Below are 16,821 nucleotides of genomic sequence, written 5' to 3' on the forward strand. Positions count from 1 at the left end.
TTAGCCTTTTAGTATTTTAGGTGATACAGTGAATTTTGAGTAGTTGGAAACCTTGCCCGCTGCGCCAAAGTCTATGCACTTAACCTTGTTGTTGCCCATGATTTGGATAAGCCTGTTTTTGATTCCGCTTTGCTCTGCTGTAGCTTCTTTTTTGGTTTGGCCGAACTCTAGGTATTGCTTAGCTAGACCGAAGGTTTCCATGTCGCCTTCCATTGGTAAATTCTCTGGTAGGTTTCGGTATTTCTCTTTGAGGAATTTCTCGGTAGCCTCTCCGCTTTCGGCCATTGGCTCGTATTCGGTTATTAGCGCTTCTTTTTCTTCGCCCTGAAGCCCTTTAGCGAGTTCTTTCTTTACGAAGATTACATTGTTCAGGAAGTCGTCTGCGGCCTGTACAACACTTTGAAAAATAGTGTTAGTGTCTTCTTTATAGAAAGGGATGATTTCTGGGTAGGTAGAGTCTTTCAACTGAAAAATCTCTCCGTATTGGTGTCCAGAAGTATGTACTTGTGTAATTAGTTGGTAGATGTGGGCAGGAGATACGCCCGACTCCCATTTGTCGGTTGCTTGAGAAGAGGTGTTTTTCACTTCTACGCAGCCTTCGGGAACGGCCTTATACCTTCGGCACATAAAGTCCATATTGATAGCAAACTGTGGGTACTCAGGGTTGATGTAAGTGAAGTTTGCAGGTCTGTATGAGCGCAGTTTATTACCCTTGTTGATATTCTCTTCAAAGACTTCTTGCGACTGGTTTAGCGGATCTATGTAGCGCCACCATTCTTCTACACTGATTCTTTCTAACACTTTGCCCTTCCAAGTGAATATGTTATCGAAATGAACAGGCGGTGTCTCTCTAATCATCTGGTGAAACAGCTCTAACTTGCTTCTGTATTGGTCGAAGCCCATGAGTACGCCAATATCTGAACCACCAAGCCTTGCTGCTTCAGTATTTCCAAAGCCCTGGAGCTTGTGTCTTAGCTTGATGAAGTTTTTGTAGTTCTTGTATGGAAACTTTTGGAGTTTTCTTGATAGCATTAGGCTGTTTGGTTGTTGTTTTACTTTTTCAGAAACCCCTGCTTATCATTCTCGGCAAAAATTGTTTCCGCTAGAGAACCGAATGCTTGCAGTCCTTTAATTCTCACCTTGAGTAAGGCCGTTAGGGAAGGGTCTGCAAGTGAATGGATAAGCAAGGGGTAGATCACACTGTCTATTCTCTAGCCCCTCGTTTGCGTTTTTTATAACTGAGAGTCGTAATACTCCCTGACTAGCTCTTCTTTTCGGTTGAATACCCAAGAGAATCGCTTGTCTTGTTTTGCTTTGTCTGTTTTGAAGTCGAATAAGTGATGTTCTTCAGGAGTCATTAAGACAATGTTTCTCTTGTCTAGCCTATATGAAGGGTATGCACCTTTTGAAAGCACATGAGCGAAGCAACTGACACTAAACTCGTAGATAAGCTCTCCTGACACTTCAGATTCATGTGGCCGCTCATTCCAAATCTCTTTGAATAGCTCTAACTCGCCTGTCTTTTTTCTTTTCAAGATTTCTTCAGACTATCTAGTGCCGCCTTAGACTTCTCTTGGGTCTTGGCTTGATTGGTTTCTTTAGAGGCTCTTACTCTAAGCCCTTTCTTGATGTCTCTCCCGACCTTAATGCCCTCTTCAACGTAGACCGTGATAGTTTTGCCTATCCAGTTCTTTACATCAGCACCATACAGTCCAACAAGTGTTTTTCTGTTAGAGCCATTAAGTACTAGTTGTCTCTTGGCTTTTGAGAACTCAAGCGAGTACACTACATCTTTGCTTCTCCCTCCCTCAAATTCTACATCCCTGTTTTTGTAAACATTGGCAATAACCAAGTCTATTGAGTTGATTCCTTCGAGGTCTTCACTGGCCATCCAAGGGCTATCTCTCATTTCTCCAGCCCTTCCGTCAAAAGGCTCTCTTTTAATTTGTTTAGCCATCAATTGCGTATTTGATACAGTACAAAGGAATCTATTCGGGGGTAGAAAAACAAGAAATACTTTATAAAAAATAGAATCCGAGTATCAATATACTTGTGTAAATAATAAAAAGAGATTATGTATAGTTGTTTAGTAAAAAAATTATAACGATATTCGCATTGTCAACAAAAAGAATAATGATATGAAAGAGAGGGCATTCCTATCTTTGTTAGGAAAAATAACAGGAGACTTAGAGGCTGCTGAAACCTTGGCCTCTAAAGATAAGGTGGCGAGTAGAGTCGCTTACTTCTGCAAGAAGGAGAATAATAAGTACTTTGAGAAGTTCACTCAAATGAACCTCACTTCTCTCTGGGGCAAGAGTGCTCAGAGTGTTGGCTACATTTTTAGAGGCGAGCAAAACATGACACTTCAAGAAGTGGCGAAGTTTGCAGAACTAATGGGAGTAACTACCGATGAGGTCATCCTAGGAAGGAGTCTAAACAGCGGAAGTAAAGAGAAGAAAGAGCTGGCCGAAGCGAAGCTAGAAATTGAAAGACTTAGAGGGGTGATTCACGCCCTTACCAAGTAGAAATCGTGTGCGGATTGTGTGCAAGTTTTAGTGACTGAGAGTAGCTGAAAAGTAGTGAGGTGCTAAAAAACAAGATATTTAAAATGATTATGAGGAAAAACCCCTCTAAATTCTTGTTTTAAGGTGTTAAATGTTAATAGTTAATTAACCCTCAATTCACATGCTGTATTGGAATTGTTAGAAATTTGCAGGAATGAAAAAATTACTCGCTATAACAGCTGTATTGTGCGCTTTAGCCGGAGCGGCAACGGCACAAGATTCATCATCAAATCAAGTACTTAGTACCATTGCTATAGGCTCATGTAATAGACAAGAAGCCCCTCAAGTCATTTGGCCAAACATTGCCAATAAGAACCCAGAGTTATGGGTTTGGCTAGGTGATAACATTTACGGAGACTCAGAAGACTTAAACGTTCTAAAAACCAAGTACGAGCTGCAGAAGAATAACCCAGCTTATAAGAAATTCACCTCAGAAATACCTGTAATTGGTATTTGGGACGACCATGATTATGGTGTAAATGATGGGGGAAAAGAATACCCTAAAAAGAAGGAGAGCAAGGAGTTAATGTTCAACTTTTTAGATGTACCTGCCAACCATCCTGCCAGAAAAAGAGAAGGTGCTTTTCAATCTTATGAATACGGGGTGGATGGGAAGAGAGTGAAAATTATACTTCTAGACATTAGATACTTTAGAGAAGAACTTCATAGAGAGAATGGCCGCTATGAACTAAACTGGGATGGTAAAATCTTAGGCGAAAAGCAGTGGGCTTGGTTAGAAAAAGAATTGACAGACAGTAATGCCGATATGCACATTATTGGTAGTGGCATTCAGTTTATAGTACAAGAACATCCTTATGAAAAGTGGGGCAACTTCCCTAAGGAGCGTCAACGTATGTTAGACCTTGTTGTAAAAACTCAGCCAAAAAACGTTCTTTTCTTAAGTGGAGACAGACATATTTCTGAAGTAGCTAGTATGTATGTACCTGGCTACGGAAAAGTTTTCGATTTTACTTCTAGTGGAATGACTCACAGCTTTGAATCTAGTACCGAATTAAACGCCTTCAGAATTAGCGATCTAATTACTCAAAAGAGCTTTGGCCTGATGCAAATAGATTGGCAAGGAGAAAATACTAGTGTAAATTGTCAGATGTTCAGCCCAGAAGGTTCACTCATAGATGAGGTAACCATTAAGTGGGATAAAAGATAAACTATGAAAAATATATTGCTCCTCTGTGTTTTCATAATGGTTTCCCTTTCATTGAAATCTCAAGAATTAGATGTTCAAGGCCATAGAGGTGCAAGAGGTTTAGTGCCGGAAAATACCATTCCGGCATTTATTCGTGCCTTAGAAGAAGGCGTTACTACACTAGAATTAGATGTGGTAATTACTAAAGACAAGCAAGTGGTCATTTCTCACGAGCCCTATATGTCTATTAGTATTTGCTCTAAGCCAAACGGTCAGCCAGTGACCAACAGTGAAATGGAGCAATTCAATATCTATCAGATGACTTATGCTGAAGTGTCTCGGTTCGATTGCGGGATTAGAGGAAATTCACGCTTTCCAGAGCAACAGAAAATGGCCGCGAGTAAGCCACTTTTGGTAGATATGATAAAACAGGTTGAGAATTATCTAGCTGAAAAGGGACTTCCGAAGGTAGCTTATAATATAGAGCTGAAAAGTACGCCCAAAGGTGACGGAATAAGCCACCCGCAGGTAGAAGAGTTTGCAGATATTGTGCAAACTGTTTTAGATCAGGTGCTTACTAATGATAGGTACACAATTCAATGCTTCGACTTTAGAGTGCTGAAGTATTATCACCAAAAATATCCAGATGTAGATTTGGTAGCACTAGTTGAGAACATGAAAGGAGTGAAGGGGAACCTGAAAGAATTAGGCTTTGTTCCTGAGATTTACAGCCCATATCACGCGCTGCTATCTCGAAAAGACATTGAACTCTGCCACCAAGAAGGGATGAAAGTCATTCCATGGACAGTGAATGATAGAGATAGAATGGAAAAACTAGTGAATTGGGGGGTAGACGGAATTATCACAGATTATCCTGATAGAGCCAAAGGACTGAGGTAATAATACTCTACCTTGTAAAACATCCCTAGACTGATTTTTTAGTAAGGGATTACTCATTATTTTTGGTGCCCTGAAATATGAAGCTGGTAGAAGTCAACAATAAGTCCGCAGAGAAACAATTCCTATTACTGCCAGTAAGGCTTTATAAAGAAGATAAAAATTGGGTCAGGCCTTTAGACAAGGACATCAAATCAGTTTTCGACCCTCAAAAAAACAAGAATTTTAGACAAGGAGAGGCCATTCGTTGGATTCTCCAAGACGATGCGGGGCTAGTAATTGGTAGAGTAGCGGCATTCTACATAAAGAAAGTATCTGAAGCACAAGAACAACCAACAGGAGGTGTTGGCTTCTTTGAATGTATTGATGATAAAAAGGCCGCCTTTGTGCTTTTCGATGCAGCTAAAGCTTGGTTGCAAGAAAGGGGAATGGAGGCCATGGACGGGCCTATAAACTTTGGCGATAGAAATAACTGGTGGGGTCTGCTGGTAGATGGTTTCCACAAACCTAATTATCAAATGCCTTACAATTTTCCTTATTACAAGGAGTTATTTGAGGCTTACGGCTTTAAGGAATACTTTCAGCAGTATACTTACCGAAGGCCAATGGGAAGTTCGGTAGACTTTACCCCAAGGTTCTATGAAAGAGCGCAAACCGTGCTCGATAATCCAGATTATGAATTCAGGCATCTTTCTAAAAAAGAATATGCTCATGGGCATAAATACTTTTTAGAAGTTTATAATAAGGCCTGGGGTGGTCATAGTGGGGTAAAACCTATGACGGAACAGCAGGCAAAGGCAACTTTCAAAACCCTAAAGCCTATTGCCGATGTCAAATTGTTGTGGTTCGCTTTTTACAAAGGTGAGCCAGTGGCTTTCTTTATTTCAATTCCTGAGTTGAATGAGTTGTATAAGCACCTTAATGGACAATGGAATCTATGGAGCAAGCTTAAATTCTTGTATTTGCTCAAAACTGGCAAGTGTAAAACAGGCTTAGGAATTGTATTTGGAGTAGTACCAGAGCATCAGAAAAAAGGAGTAGAAGGCGGATTGGTCATTTCTTTTGTGAAGAAAATGGCATGGAAAGATGGCTTCCGCTATAACGATATTGAAATGAACTGGATCGGTGATTTCAACCCAAAAATGATAAGAGTGGTTGAACAAATCGGTGGCCAGAAATACAAAACACACATTACCTACAGAAAACTATTCGATGAAACCAAGGAGTTTAAAAGAGCTCCTATTATCCAATAATTATGAGTAAAAAGTACGACATCTATGGCCTAGGCAATGCCTTGGTAGACCTTGAGTTCCAAGTAAACGATCAGTTTTTATACGATCATAAAGTGAAAAAAGGATTGATGACCTTGGTAGATGAAGACACTCAATTCAGGTTGATTAACGCCATTAACCAAAATGATTTGGTAAGAAAGTCTGGTGGTTCGGCAGCTAACTCAATTATTGCCGTTAGCCAATTTGGTGGTTCGTCTTTCTACTCATGCAAAGTTTCTAACGATGAGTATGGCGATTTCTATCTTAAGGATATGAATGAGGCTGGTGTAGATACTAACCTCGATGGTAAAGATAGAGATGGCGGAGTAACTGGTAAGTGCCTCGTAATGATTACGCCAGATGCTGATAGAACCATGAATACCTTCTTGGGAGCCACTACCAATATTTCAGTAAAAGAGGTAGATGAAAGGGCTATCAAAGACTCCAAGTACATCTATCTTGAAGGTTACCTTACACCTTCTACCAACGGAGTGGAGGCTATGAAGCTCGCCAAGAAAATTGCTGAAGAAAATGGAGTGAAGACATCTATTACACTCTCTGACCCTTCTATTGTGCAGGCCTTCAAACCTCAGTTTGAAGACGTAATTGGTGCTTCCGTAGACTTGCTTTTCTGTAATGAAGATGAAGCCATGACTTTTACGGGTACAGACAATTTGGAAGATGCCAGACAGGCATTGAAAAAAGAGGCTAAGCAATTTGCAATAACCCAAGGAAAAAATGGAGCCATTATTTTTGACGGAGATACCTTTATAGATATCGAGCCTTACTCAGTAAAAGCAGTTGATACCAACGGAGCTGGAGATATGTTTGCCGGTGCTTTCCTTTACGGAATCACTAATGGAATGTCTATGGCTGCTGCTGGCAAACTGGCGAGTTTAGCTAGTTCTAAGGTGGTTTCTCAGTTTGGACCAAGGCTAAAAACACATGAAGTTCAAAGACTGCTTCACGACCTAAAATAGCATCTAAGCTATAATCCGTTTACCTGTGGTTTAGCCCACTAAACATTTCCTGTTTTTTAAGCTTTTTATTGCATGCTTAATTACATTGCATAAAAACTTAAATAGGAATATGACTAGGAAAATTAGCTTTCTTCTCATGTTTTGTTTCATGCTTACTTCAGCATGGGCGCAAAACATAGAATTTGAAGAGTATGACTTAGACAATGGCCTGCATGTTATCCTACACCAGGATAATAGCACGCCAATTGCAACGGTCGCAGTGCTGTATCATGTAGGTTCTAAAAACGAACCTCCGGGCAGAACTGGTTTTGCCCACTTCTTTGAGCACCTTATGTTTGAGGGCTCTCCTAACATTAAAAGAGGTGAGTATTTCAAAATTATTCAGGCTGCTGGTGGAAGCTTGAATGCAAACACGTCTAACGATAGAACTTACTACTATCAAACTCTGCCTTCGAACCAACTAGAGTTAGGCCTTTATATGGAGTCTGAAAGAATGCTTCATGCAGTAATCGACTCTGTTGGAATTGCTACTCAGAAAGAGGTGGTTAAAGAAGAAAAAAGGTTGAGGGTAGATAACCAACCTTATGGTTCTATTCTAGAGAAAATGTTGGCGAACGCATACAAGGGCACTAACTACGAGTGGGCGCCAATAGGTAGTTTTGAAGATATAGATGCTGCAACAGATCAAGATTTTGTAGACTTCTATGAGACTTTCTATGTTCCAAATAACGCTACTCTTTCAATTGCTGGAGATATTGACATTAAAGAAACTAAGAAGTTGGTAGAGGCTTATTTTGGCGAAATTAAAAGAGGAACAAAAGATATCCCTCGTCCAGAAATTGAAGCGCCTAAGTTAGATGGTACGGTAGAGGCTACTGTTTTCGACAACATTCAGGTACCGGCCGTAATTCAGGGCTACAGAATGCCGCCTCAGGGAACTGAAGATTATTATGCACTGCAGTTCTTAACCCAATTATTGTCTGGTGGCCAGAGCTCGAGATTCCAAAAAAGTTTGGTAGACGAAAAAAGAATGGCTTTAGCTGTTCAGGCTATTCCTTTGGCGCTAGAAGATGGAGGGCTATTCATCAACTTTGCGCTACCTAATCAGGGGTATTCTACCGAAGATTTAGCTGCCGAAGTAGATAAAATGGTAGAGCAGGTAAAAACTGAAATGGTGCCAGAAAGAGAGTTTCAAAAACTGAAGAATCAGATAGAAAGCAATTTTATTTCTGGTTATGGATCAGTACAAGGAATTGCAGAAAGCCTGGCTAATTACCATGTGTACTTTGGTAATGCTGGCTTAATTAATACAGAAATAGAAAGATATAGAAAGGTAACTCGCGAAGATTTAATGAGAGTAGCCAAGAAATATTTGGTACCTGAAAACAAGGTGGAGCTAACCTACAGGCCTAAGTCTGAACAAGAACAACCAGGTGAAACTAAACTAAAGAAGGAAGGAGGAAATAGATAATGAAAAAGTTATTCATCATCGCACTAAGCTGCCTTTCTTTTGCAGCTACTGCACAAATAGATAGAACTAAGTTGCCAGAACCAGCTCCTGCAAGAGAGATTGAAATTGGTGACTACGAAAAATTTAAGCTGAAAAATGGGCTTACAGTAATTCTTGTAGAAGACCATAAGTTGCCAACATTGGGCTTTACTTTGAGCTTTAACACAGGGCCTATCACTGAAGGCGACATTGCCGGATATACGGGGATTTTCGGTCAGGTAATGGGAGCAGGTACTGTATCGAAACCTAAAGATGTTTTCAATGAAGAAGTAGACTTTATGGGGGCTTCTCTTAATGTGGGGTCTTCTTCAATCAGTGCGTTTTCTCTTTCGAAGTATAAAGAAGACATTCTGAAACTAATGACGGATGTGCTGTATAACCCTGCTTTTCCAGAAGATGAGTTCGACAGAGCAATTGAGCAGTCTTTAACAGGTATTAAGCAGTCTTTAGATAATCCAGATGCAATTGCAGCTAACGTAAGGGGTATTGTCAATTACGGAAAAGATCATCCTTATGGAGAAATTGTTACTGAAGAGAGTCTTAAGAATATTACACTTGAAGATCTTAAGCAGCATTATGCTAAGTATTTCAAGCCAAATATTGCCTACTTAGTTATTGTAGGAGACATTACTAAGAAAGAGGCTCAGAGCTTAACCAAAGATTACTTTGGTTCATGGAAGTCTGGCGAGGTTCAAAAAGAAGAGTTTGAAGCTCCTGAAATGGTTACTAAGACTAACATCTCTTTTGTAGACAGACCTTCTTCTGTGCAGTCTGTAATTAGCATTAGTTACCCAATAGATAATAAGCCAGGCACACCAGATGTAGTTAAGCTGTCTTTACTGAATACTATTCTTGGAGGAGGAGGCCTTTCTACTCGTCTCAACATGAACTTGAGAGAAGATAAAGGTTACACTTACGGTGCTAACTCAAGTATTGGTTCTAGCCGCTACAGTGCTATTTTCAATGCTGGTGCAAGTGTAAGAAATGAAGTGACCGATAGCGCGCTTACTCAGTTTATGTACGAACTCAACAAAATCACTTCAGAATTAGTAACAGAAGAAGAGTTTGTCCTTGCTAAGAATTCGGCTAAAGGTTCTTTTGCTAGGTCTTTAGAAGGAAGAGGTACTGTGGCCAGCTTTGCTCTGAATACTGAGTTGAATAATCTGCCAGATGATTACTATGCTACTTATCTTCAAAGAGTGGATGCCGTAACCAGAGAAGATTTACTTGAGGTGGCCAAGAAATATATCAGACCTGATAAGGCTAATATTGTAGTAGTAGGTAAGGCCGAAGAGGTAGCTTCTAAGCTAGAGCCTTTCGGGGAAATCACTTACTACGATGCATTTGGAAATGTGGTGGATGACCCAACTAAAGTGGTGATCTCCGGAGACGTTTCTGTGGAGAGTATCATAGCTGACTATATTGAGGCCATAGGAGGTAAAGCTGCCTTAGATGGGGTTGAGACTTTAGAGTATTCTGCTAATGCCACTTTAAATATGGGAGGGCAATCTTTAGAGATATCTAGAACGGTTTATCAAAAATCTCCAGATAAGTTTGTAGACGCAACCACTATCCCTATGATGGGAGAGCAGAAGCAAGTATATAATGCTGGTTCTGCAAAGGTTATAGCAGGTGGACAAACCATTCCGGTACAAGGCCCGCAGGTAGATGCATTGAAGTACTTTGCTGTAATGTTTGGTGAAAGATTCTACTTGAAAGAAGGATTCTCAGCCGAGTATAAGGGCTTGAAAAAGATAGACGGAAAAGATGCGCATAGAGTAGATGTAACCATTGGTTCGTTTACAGCTATGGAGTACTATGATGTTGAAACTGGCCTAAAGGTTCAGTCAGATTTAGGTCAGAATGGTACCTATTCTTATTCTGATTATACTGAGTACAATGGTATCAAATTGCCTAAGAAGCTCTCCGTTAAAACTGCTGCACTACCAGTTCCTATGGAATTTGTAATCAACGAGGTTAAAATTAATGAGGGTATAGACGATTCTATATTTAATTAATTGAATAACGTATTAAAAAAGAAGGCTGCTTTTCGTGAGAAGAGCAGCCTTCTTTTTTTACTCAAGCTCTAGCCATCTTTTTAGAAGCTCATTTGGTCCGTGACCCATCTGAACCTGATAAACCTGAAAGTATTCACTCTCACCCGACTCAAGTCGAATAGATTTCTTTCTGCCCATTCTCATAATCTTCAGCTCTATACTTTCAGAACCGGGAAACTCATTCTTCAAGTCTTCGCCATTCACCTTAAGTATTTGATCTCCCAAACTTAATACTGCTTCAGCAGGTGAGTCTGGGGCAATAATGGCGATCTTTCCGTCAATGAGCCTAAAGCCATAATGCCTTTCTTCAGGCTTTTGGGTCGAAGTCAACTTAAAGTCTAAACCGAATTCCTCAAATAGCTCTTTGAGATAGTTCTCGTAAGGAGTGGTGCCAGAAATTATTTCCTCAAAGTATGAACCTAAAGAACCTTCATAAACCTCTTCAGCTACCTGCTGATAATCCTGATAAGTGTAGCCCGAGAGATTTTCACCTCTTAATATCCATAAGGTCTTTACCACATCATCGAGCGATTTTTCATTGTTAAACTTGTTGCGAATGCTTAGGTCTAGAATCATGGCAGCCAGAGCGCCCTCATTATATATAGAAACTTTCCTGGCAGGAATACCTGCCTCGTAGCCATCTAGCCATAAATCGAAAGAAGATTCAGCAACAGAATAGTTCTTTCTGCCTTCGTTTTCATAGTGGCGTTTTAGCAATTTGTTCACTTCGCCTAAATATTCTTCAAGACTAAAAACGCCCGACCTGATAAGGAAAAGGTCGCCATAATAGGTGGTCAGCCCCTCAGTAATAAAGCCAGTCTCATGATAGTTTTCCCCCTGAAAATTGTAAGGAGTCATTTCCTTTGGCCTCATTCGAATTACATTCCAAGTATGGAATAACTCATGTGAGCTTACACCGAGTAATTCTTTGTAAAGCTCTCGTTTACTCAAATCTTCCGATGGGCCTAAACAGATAACCGTTGAGTTCCAGTGTTCTACTCCATGGTAGGCTTTGTAAGGTAGGCTCTGAATTAGAAAATGGTAATGCTTGCAAGGAAAGCCTCCCATTACTTCGATCTGCTTTTTGGTAAAAGGGGCAAAATCGTCAATTACCTGTTGGTCAGACTGTGGTACATCGCCCTGAATGTGAATATAGAATTCATACCCTTCTATCGAGTAGTTAACCGTTCTTAGCTTATTGCTCGCGAAAATAGGGCTGTCTACCAATTGGTAGTAAGACTTAGCCAAGAGTTGATGCTTGCCGTTTGGTTTTAGTCCAGAGGCTAGAGTGTAGTCCGAAGGTAAGTCAAGTTCGAGCTCAATTTCCTCATTCATTAGTGAGGGTTCGTACATGCAGCAGTTAACAGGGTTAATATAAAGTTGCTCATCGTCTAACCAGGTGTTTCCTCCATCCATAAGTCCAGCAAAATATTCATACTGAACATTAAGAGAATAGCTCTCTTGTAAATCTACAGTCCAAGTGCCTTTTGCTGTTTTCTTAAAAGGAAGCTGTTTACCTTTGTTGTCAGTTACTTTAAAACCTCTGATGCGTTTCGGGAAGTTTTGAATCTCATAACGACCTGGCCTCCATAAAGGCAGATGTAGCGTAACTGACCCATTAAGGTTATTGAAAACCGTTTCTACATGCAAGAAATGGCTCAAAGGGTTCTGGTAACTGAATTTATATTTTGGCATAGCGAATCTTTTCTTCAACAATTTTAAGCAGAGGTTGGCAAATAAAAAAAGACTATCTATCTTTGCAGTCCTTTTGCAATTAGACGCAGTAGAAAATGAAAAGAACATTCCAACCTTCGCAGAGAAAAAGAAGAAACAAGCACGGATTCAGAGCTAAGATGGAGACTCCAGGAGGAAGAAGAGTTTTGGCTAGTAGAAGAGCTAAAGGCCGTCACAAGTTGACTGTGTCTGACGAAAGAAGACACAAAGCCTAATTCTTGATCGGAGGTTTGTTAACTTGACCTCGTGACAGAAAGCGCTATAACTGATTTGAAATTCACTTTCCCTAAAGAGGAGAGACTACATAGCAAGAAATTAATTGAGGAGCTTTTTAACGAAGGCTCCTATTTTTATTTGTATCCGTTTAGAGTGACTTTCCTTGTCAAGGAAGATGCCTCTAAGCCGCCTCAGGTGCTATTCTCTGTTTCTAAAAAGAAATTCAAGTCTGCAGTAACGCGCAATAGAATAAAGCGACTAATGAAAGAGGCTTACCGACTGAATAAGTCTCAAGTTCAATCTGATCATCTTGTGTTGGCATTTGTTTACACTTCTAATGATATGCCCGACTTTAAATTTATTCAAAAGCGCTTTTTGAAATCTCTAGATAGGTTGAACAAAGAATTAGCTTAAGGTTTTCATATTGAAAGCCTTTTTTTCATTCTGAGAGCCGGTTTCTAAATAAATGCACCTTTAATCAATTTAATAGCAGTTCTTTCCTGTGGAATAGTCTTTGCAACTTCTCTGAGTAAAATATTTCTAAACTTAAATCTCAGAAAGACTATGAATAATACAGCAAAAATCATCACAGGTGTAGTAGCAGGAGTTGCAGCAGGAGCTGTCACAGGTATTTTGCTAGCGCCTGACAGCGGAAAAAATACTAGAAAGAAAATTGCAGAAGGAGCCAATGACATGGTAGATAACCTTAAGGAAGAAGCTGAAGTAAAAGCAAAGTCTGCCAAAGAGACTTATAACGACTCACTTGAAAAGGCTGCAAATTCTACTAAAAATGGAGTAGATAAAGCAAAAGAAAAACTGGCCATATCTTAAACTAAAACTAATTGTAGTTTAAAAACCTTCGGAGAGACCTTCGGAGGTTTTTTTGTTTTTAAACCCATCTACATCAAAATGATTTTATTCAAAAACATGATCTGTTATCTTCCGTTCTAATCCTGAAACAAATCTTTGATTATGAAAAAGATCATCGTTTGTCTAGTGCTTGGAGTGATGGTGCTAAGTGCGGCATCTCTTCGTCAAAACGACAAATACTTCGAAATCCTTAAGAACCTGGACATTTTCGCCACCATGTATAAGGAGGTAAATGCCAACTATGTAGATGATCTTAACCCGAACACGCTAATGCGCACAGGTATAGATGCAATGCTGACTTCATTGGATCCTTATACCGTTTATTATTCTGAAGATCAGATTGAGGATGTTCGAACGGAGAATACTGGTCAGTTTGGAGGGATTGGGGCCATTATTGGAGAGAGAAATGGAGGTGAGGTTACTGTCATTTTGCCGAATAAAGGCTATCCCGCGGAAAAGGCAGGGATGAAAAGAGGCGATGTAATTCTCTCAATAGATGGTGTAGATGTAAGCAATGATTATGATAAGGCGGGTACTTACCTTCGAGGTCAGGCATCTTCATCAGTAAATATTAAGGTGGAGCGACCAGGGCAAGGACAAATAGATTTCAAAGTTGATTTCGAGAAAATTGAACTGCCTAATGTTCCTTATAGCGGAATGGTGAACGAGGAGGTTGGATATATAAAACTTACAGGGTTTAGAGATGCCGCAGGGAAAGAAGTGAAGGCTGCTTTACGAGAACTGAAAAAGGAAGGGGCTAAAAAGGTGATTTTAGATTTAAGAGATAATGGCGGAGGATTGTTGAATGAAGCGGTTAATATCTCGAACATTTTTATTGACAAAGGTGAGTTGGTGGTTACTACAAAAGGTAAGCTAGAAGAAATGAATGCTACCTATAAAACTTTAAATGCGGCAACTGACACAGAAATCCCATTGGCAGTATTAATTAATAGTTCTAGTGCGTCTGCTTCTGAAATTGTTGCTGGAGTGATGCAAGATTACGACCGTGGCGTACTAATTGGCAGAAAATCTTTTGGGAAAGGGCTTGTGCAAAGAACATTGCCGCTCTCCTATAATTCGCAGATGAAAGTGACTATTGCTAAATACTATACTCCGAGTGGTCGCTGTATTCAGGCAATAGACTATAGCACTAGAAATGATGATGGCTCGGTTGGAAAAATTGCAGACTCCCTTAAAACAGGTTTCAAAACGAATAATGGTAGGTTGGTTTATGATGGAGGAGGGGTAGACCCAGATTTTTCTGTAGAAAGGCGGAGGTTCTCTCCCGTAGCTATCGGGTTGCTAAGCGAAGACCTAATTTTCCGATTCGCAAATGAGTATAATGACCAACTGGGTGAGATTGATAATCCAGTAACTTATAGGTTGCCAGAATCAGTGTTCACTGACTTCAAGGCATGGGTTGTGGATAAGGAGTTTAGTTATAGTCATCCCTTACAAGATGAAATAGATCAATTGAGGATTGCTGCAGAAGATGTAGGTGAGTTAAATAGAATTGCTGCTCAGTTGGGTGGCCTAGAAAAGGCCTTGACTAAAGATGTGCTATTAGACTTAGAAAAAAGTAAAGCAGAAATCATGTTTTTGCTGAAGGAAGAGTTTGTAACAAGGCAGTTTTTAGAGCCGGGGAAAATTGAGGTCTCATTTAGCTTCGATAAAGATATTCAAAAGGCAATAGAGGTGCTCTCAAGTTCCAGTACCTACAATCAGACTCTTTCTGGTCAGTAGTCAATGGAGTCGTATTTGTTACTGTTTTTAATGGGGCTTATCGGAGGCTTTTTAGCAGGTCTGATTGGTATAGGTGGTGGGGTAATGTATGTCTTAGTGCTTCCTTATCTCTTAAATTCAATGGGCTTTCCCTCTTCAGATATAGTTCAGCTCACAATAGCTAATTCTATTTTCGGAACCATGTTCGCAGCCTTGTCTGGTAATGTTGCCTTATGGAAAAGAGGTGAGTTCTATACCAAGGAAGTCTTGAGTATTGGCTTCTTCGGTACTTTGGTGAGTTTGGCTATTCTGTATTTTTTCGTCAATACCCCTGCATACCAAAAAACAGAATTCAACATAGTGGTTATATGCTTAATGGTGCTTATCGTTTGGAGAACATTGCGGCAAGCAAAAATTGAGAGAGTCGAGGGTGAAGATAAGAAAGCTGGTGTGCTAGGTTTTTCATTTATAGGTAGTGCAGCCGGAGCTGTTGCGGCATTGTCTGGTTTAGGAGGTGGTACCATTATCATCCCAGTGCTAAATACAGGTTTCAAAATGACTATGCAGAAAGCCAAGTCAATCTCTCTTGGAGTTATATTCATTACGTCTTTCAGTCTTACGTTAATGAACGTTTTTGCAGTCACTAGCTTTGATTCTGCCAAATACTACTCAGGATATATTGTTTGGCCACTAGCTCTTATTCTATCGCTCGGAGTCGTTATTGCCTCCCCATTTGGTGTTTCTGTCGCCAGAAGACTGTCGGGAAAAACAATCAGTTATATCTTTGTGGCATTCGTAATGGTTGTCATTATCGATAAACTGATTCAATTAATTTAAAATGCCTTTGATTCTAAGTATAGAAACTTCTACCACTGTTTGTTCTGTGTCCATTACAGACGGAAAAAAAGTTATAGCCACAAGGAAGCTGTTAGAAGATAAGTCTCATGCGAGTCACTTAACCATTCTTATCCGAGAAGTGCTTGAAGAGTCGGGTAGGGCTATGTCCGATATAGAAGCAATAGCTATCTCAGAAGGGCCCGGGTCTTATACAGGTTTGAGAATTGGAGTGTCTACCGCTAAAGGACTTTGTTACGCATTAGGTGTTCCCTTAATTGGTATTAGTACATTGAAGGCGATGGCATATGAGGTGCAAGCAACCTCCAAACCTAGTGCTTTATTGTGTCCTATGATTGATGCTAGAAGGATGGAGGTCTACACCGCGGTGTATAATTCGAGTTTAGATGAGCTGCAGGCTCCACATCCGAAAATCTTGAATCAAGAGAGCTTTCAAGAAACTCTAGGAGATGCTTTTGTGTTATTTTTTGGTAACGGTTCAGGTAAGTTCAAAGAGGTGGTCTCTCTGTCAAATTCAGAATTTATCGAAGATCTATCACCATCTGCATGGGCAGTTGGTGTTTTGGCTTTTCAAAAGTTAGAGAATAATCAGGTGGAAGACTTGGCATACTTTGAACCAGTTTATTTGAAAGAGTTTCAGGCAACAAAGCCTAAATCATTATTGTAATGGCAGAAGAAATAATAAATAGAGTGGCCTCAAGTCCTTTGGTCACAATCGATTTAGAAGATTATTATCACAAAGGCGAAAGGGAAGTTTATGATTTGGCGCAAAACCTTTTTCAAGGAATGATTTTGCGCGAAAAGGATTTAAGAGAATTCGTGAAGGAACACGATTGGTCTAAGTACGAGGGAAAGAACATTGCGCTCACTTGTTCTGAAGATGCTATTGTGCCAACATGGGCATATATGTTAGTGGCTACTAAATTAGAAGGGGTTGCGAATAAGGTTGTAATGGGTTCTCTTGAAACCTTAGAATACGCTCTTTATCAAGATGCCTT

18 protein-coding genes (1 of these 18 running past the window's edge) are annotated in these 16,821 nt (G+C 40.0%); 14 read left to right on the forward strand and 4 right to left on the reverse strand.

The features are described 5' to 3' along the window. The 3 genes from T7867_RS11110 to T7867_RS11120 all read right to left on the reverse strand — a co-directional run bounded on the left by T7867_RS11110 (position 1) and on the right by T7867_RS11120 (position 1,957). Positions 1 to 1,032: a YqaJ viral recombinase family protein gene (locus T7867_RS11110; protein ID WP_322299267.1), complete on the reverse strand. Its 1,032-nt coding sequence runs from the start codon at positions 1,030 to 1,032 to the stop codon at positions 1 to 3. 200 nt (positions 1,033 to 1,232) lie between these two features. Further along, the gene (locus tag T7867_RS11115) at positions 1,233 to 1,535 is read right to left on the reverse strand and encodes a hypothetical protein (protein ID WP_068218621.1); all 303 of its coding nucleotides are present in this window, start codon (positions 1,533 to 1,535) and stop codon (positions 1,233 to 1,235) included. Then, a complete protein-coding gene (locus T7867_RS11120) occupies positions 1,532 to 1,957 on the reverse strand; it encodes a hypothetical protein (protein ID WP_322299268.1) in 426 nt (141 codons plus the stop codon). Before T7867_RS11120 ends, T7867_RS11115 begins: the two co-directional genes overlap by 4 nt. Before the next feature lie 181 nt (positions 1,958 to 2,138). On the opposite strand from T7867_RS11120, the gene T7867_RS11125 reads away from it, so the two are divergent. The 7 genes from T7867_RS11125 (at position 2,139) to T7867_RS11155 (ending at position 10,387) form a co-directional block, all read left to right on the forward strand. Then, positions 2,139 to 2,525, forward strand: coding sequence for a hypothetical protein (locus T7867_RS11125; protein WP_068218627.1), 387 nt, complete (start codon positions 2,139 to 2,141; stop codon positions 2,523 to 2,525). 193 nt (positions 2,526 to 2,718) lie between these two features. Then, a complete protein-coding gene (locus T7867_RS11130) occupies positions 2,719 to 3,732 on the forward strand; it encodes an alkaline phosphatase D family protein (protein ID WP_322299269.1) in 1,014 nt (337 codons plus the stop codon). Between the two features lie 3 nt (positions 3,733 to 3,735). Continuing rightward, the gene (locus T7867_RS11135) at positions 3,736 to 4,611 is read left to right on the forward strand and encodes a glycerophosphodiester phosphodiesterase family protein (protein ID WP_322299270.1); all 876 of its coding nucleotides are present in this window, start codon (positions 3,736 to 3,738) and stop codon (positions 4,609 to 4,611) included. A gap of 77 nt (positions 4,612 to 4,688) precedes the next feature. Further along, the gene (locus T7867_RS11140) at positions 4,689 to 5,861 is read left to right on the forward strand and encodes a hypothetical protein (protein ID WP_068218633.1); all 1,173 of its coding nucleotides are present in this window, start codon (positions 4,689 to 4,691) and stop codon (positions 5,859 to 5,861) included. 2 nt (positions 5,862 to 5,863) lie between these two features. Then, complete coding sequence (locus tag T7867_RS11145; protein ID WP_068218636.1) at positions 5,864 to 6,859, forward strand: adenosine kinase; 996 nt, start codon at positions 5,864 to 5,866, stop codon at positions 6,857 to 6,859. A 109-nt stretch (positions 6,860 to 6,968) separates the two neighbouring features. Continuing rightward, positions 6,969 to 8,330 carry a M16 family metallopeptidase gene (locus T7867_RS11150; protein WP_273515025.1) on the forward strand — a complete coding sequence of 454 codons (1,362 nt, stop codon included), beginning with the start codon at positions 6,969 to 6,971 and terminating at the stop codon, positions 8,328 to 8,330. Further along, positions 8,330 to 10,387, forward strand: coding sequence for a M16 family metallopeptidase (locus T7867_RS11155; RefSeq protein WP_068218644.1), 2,058 nt, complete (start codon positions 8,330 to 8,332; stop codon positions 10,385 to 10,387). Before T7867_RS11150 ends, T7867_RS11155 begins: the two co-directional genes overlap by 1 nt. Positions 10,388 to 10,444: 57 nt before the next feature. Here the strand turns inward: T7867_RS11155 and T7867_RS11160 are convergent, their stop codons facing one another. Further along, the gene (locus tag T7867_RS11160; protein WP_273515022.1) at positions 10,445 to 12,121 is read right to left on the reverse strand and encodes a M61 family metallopeptidase; all 1,677 of its coding nucleotides are present in this window, start codon (positions 12,119 to 12,121) and stop codon (positions 10,445 to 10,447) included. Between the two features lie 95 nt (positions 12,122 to 12,216). Here T7867_RS11160 and rpmH point away from each other — a divergent pair, with 95 nt between their 5' ends. From rpmH to T7867_RS11195, 7 genes are all read left to right on the forward strand, one after another. Beyond that, positions 12,217 to 12,375, forward strand: coding sequence for a 50S ribosomal protein L34 (rpmH, locus tag T7867_RS11165; RefSeq protein WP_068218650.1), 159 nt, complete (start codon positions 12,217 to 12,219; stop codon positions 12,373 to 12,375). Positions 12,376 to 12,406: 31 nt separating this feature from the next. Further along, positions 12,407 to 12,790, forward strand: a complete 384-nt coding sequence (rnpA, locus tag T7867_RS11170; protein ID WP_273515020.1) for a ribonuclease P protein component — start codon at positions 12,407 to 12,409, stop codon at positions 12,788 to 12,790. 150 nt (positions 12,791 to 12,940) lie between these two features. Next, positions 12,941 to 13,207, forward strand: coding sequence for a YtxH domain-containing protein (locus tag T7867_RS11175; protein ID WP_068218652.1), 267 nt, complete (start codon positions 12,941 to 12,943; stop codon positions 13,205 to 13,207). Positions 13,208 to 13,348: 141 nt separating this feature from the next. Beyond that, entirely contained in the window at positions 13,349 to 14,989 is a 1,641-nt protein-coding gene (locus tag T7867_RS11180; RefSeq protein WP_273515018.1) for a S41 family peptidase, read from the forward strand. Positions 14,990 to 14,992: 3 nt separating this feature from the next. Further along, a complete protein-coding gene (locus T7867_RS11185; RefSeq protein WP_084375614.1) occupies positions 14,993 to 15,805 on the forward strand; it encodes a sulfite exporter TauE/SafE family protein in 813 nt (270 codons plus the stop codon). Position 15,806: 1 nt separating this feature from the next. Beyond that, positions 15,807 to 16,490, forward strand: coding sequence for a tRNA (adenosine(37)-N6)-threonylcarbamoyltransferase complex dimerization subunit type 1 TsaB (tsaB, locus tag T7867_RS11190; protein WP_068218662.1), 684 nt, complete (start codon positions 15,807 to 15,809; stop codon positions 16,488 to 16,490). Beyond that, positions 16,490 to 16,821 carry the 5' portion of a DUF2480 family protein gene (locus T7867_RS11195; RefSeq protein WP_273515014.1) on the forward strand. 190 nt of this gene lie beyond the right edge of the window, so 332 of the gene's 522 nt are visible here — the first part of the coding sequence; the start codon lies at positions 16,490 to 16,492; its stop codon lies off the right edge, out of view. The genes tsaB and T7867_RS11195 overlap by 1 nt, the downstream gene beginning before the upstream one ends.

This window comes from Roseivirga spongicola, from assembly GCF_034376045.1.
GTDB classification, from domain to species: Bacteria; Bacteroidota; Bacteroidia; order Cytophagales; family Cyclobacteriaceae; genus Roseivirga; species Roseivirga spongicola.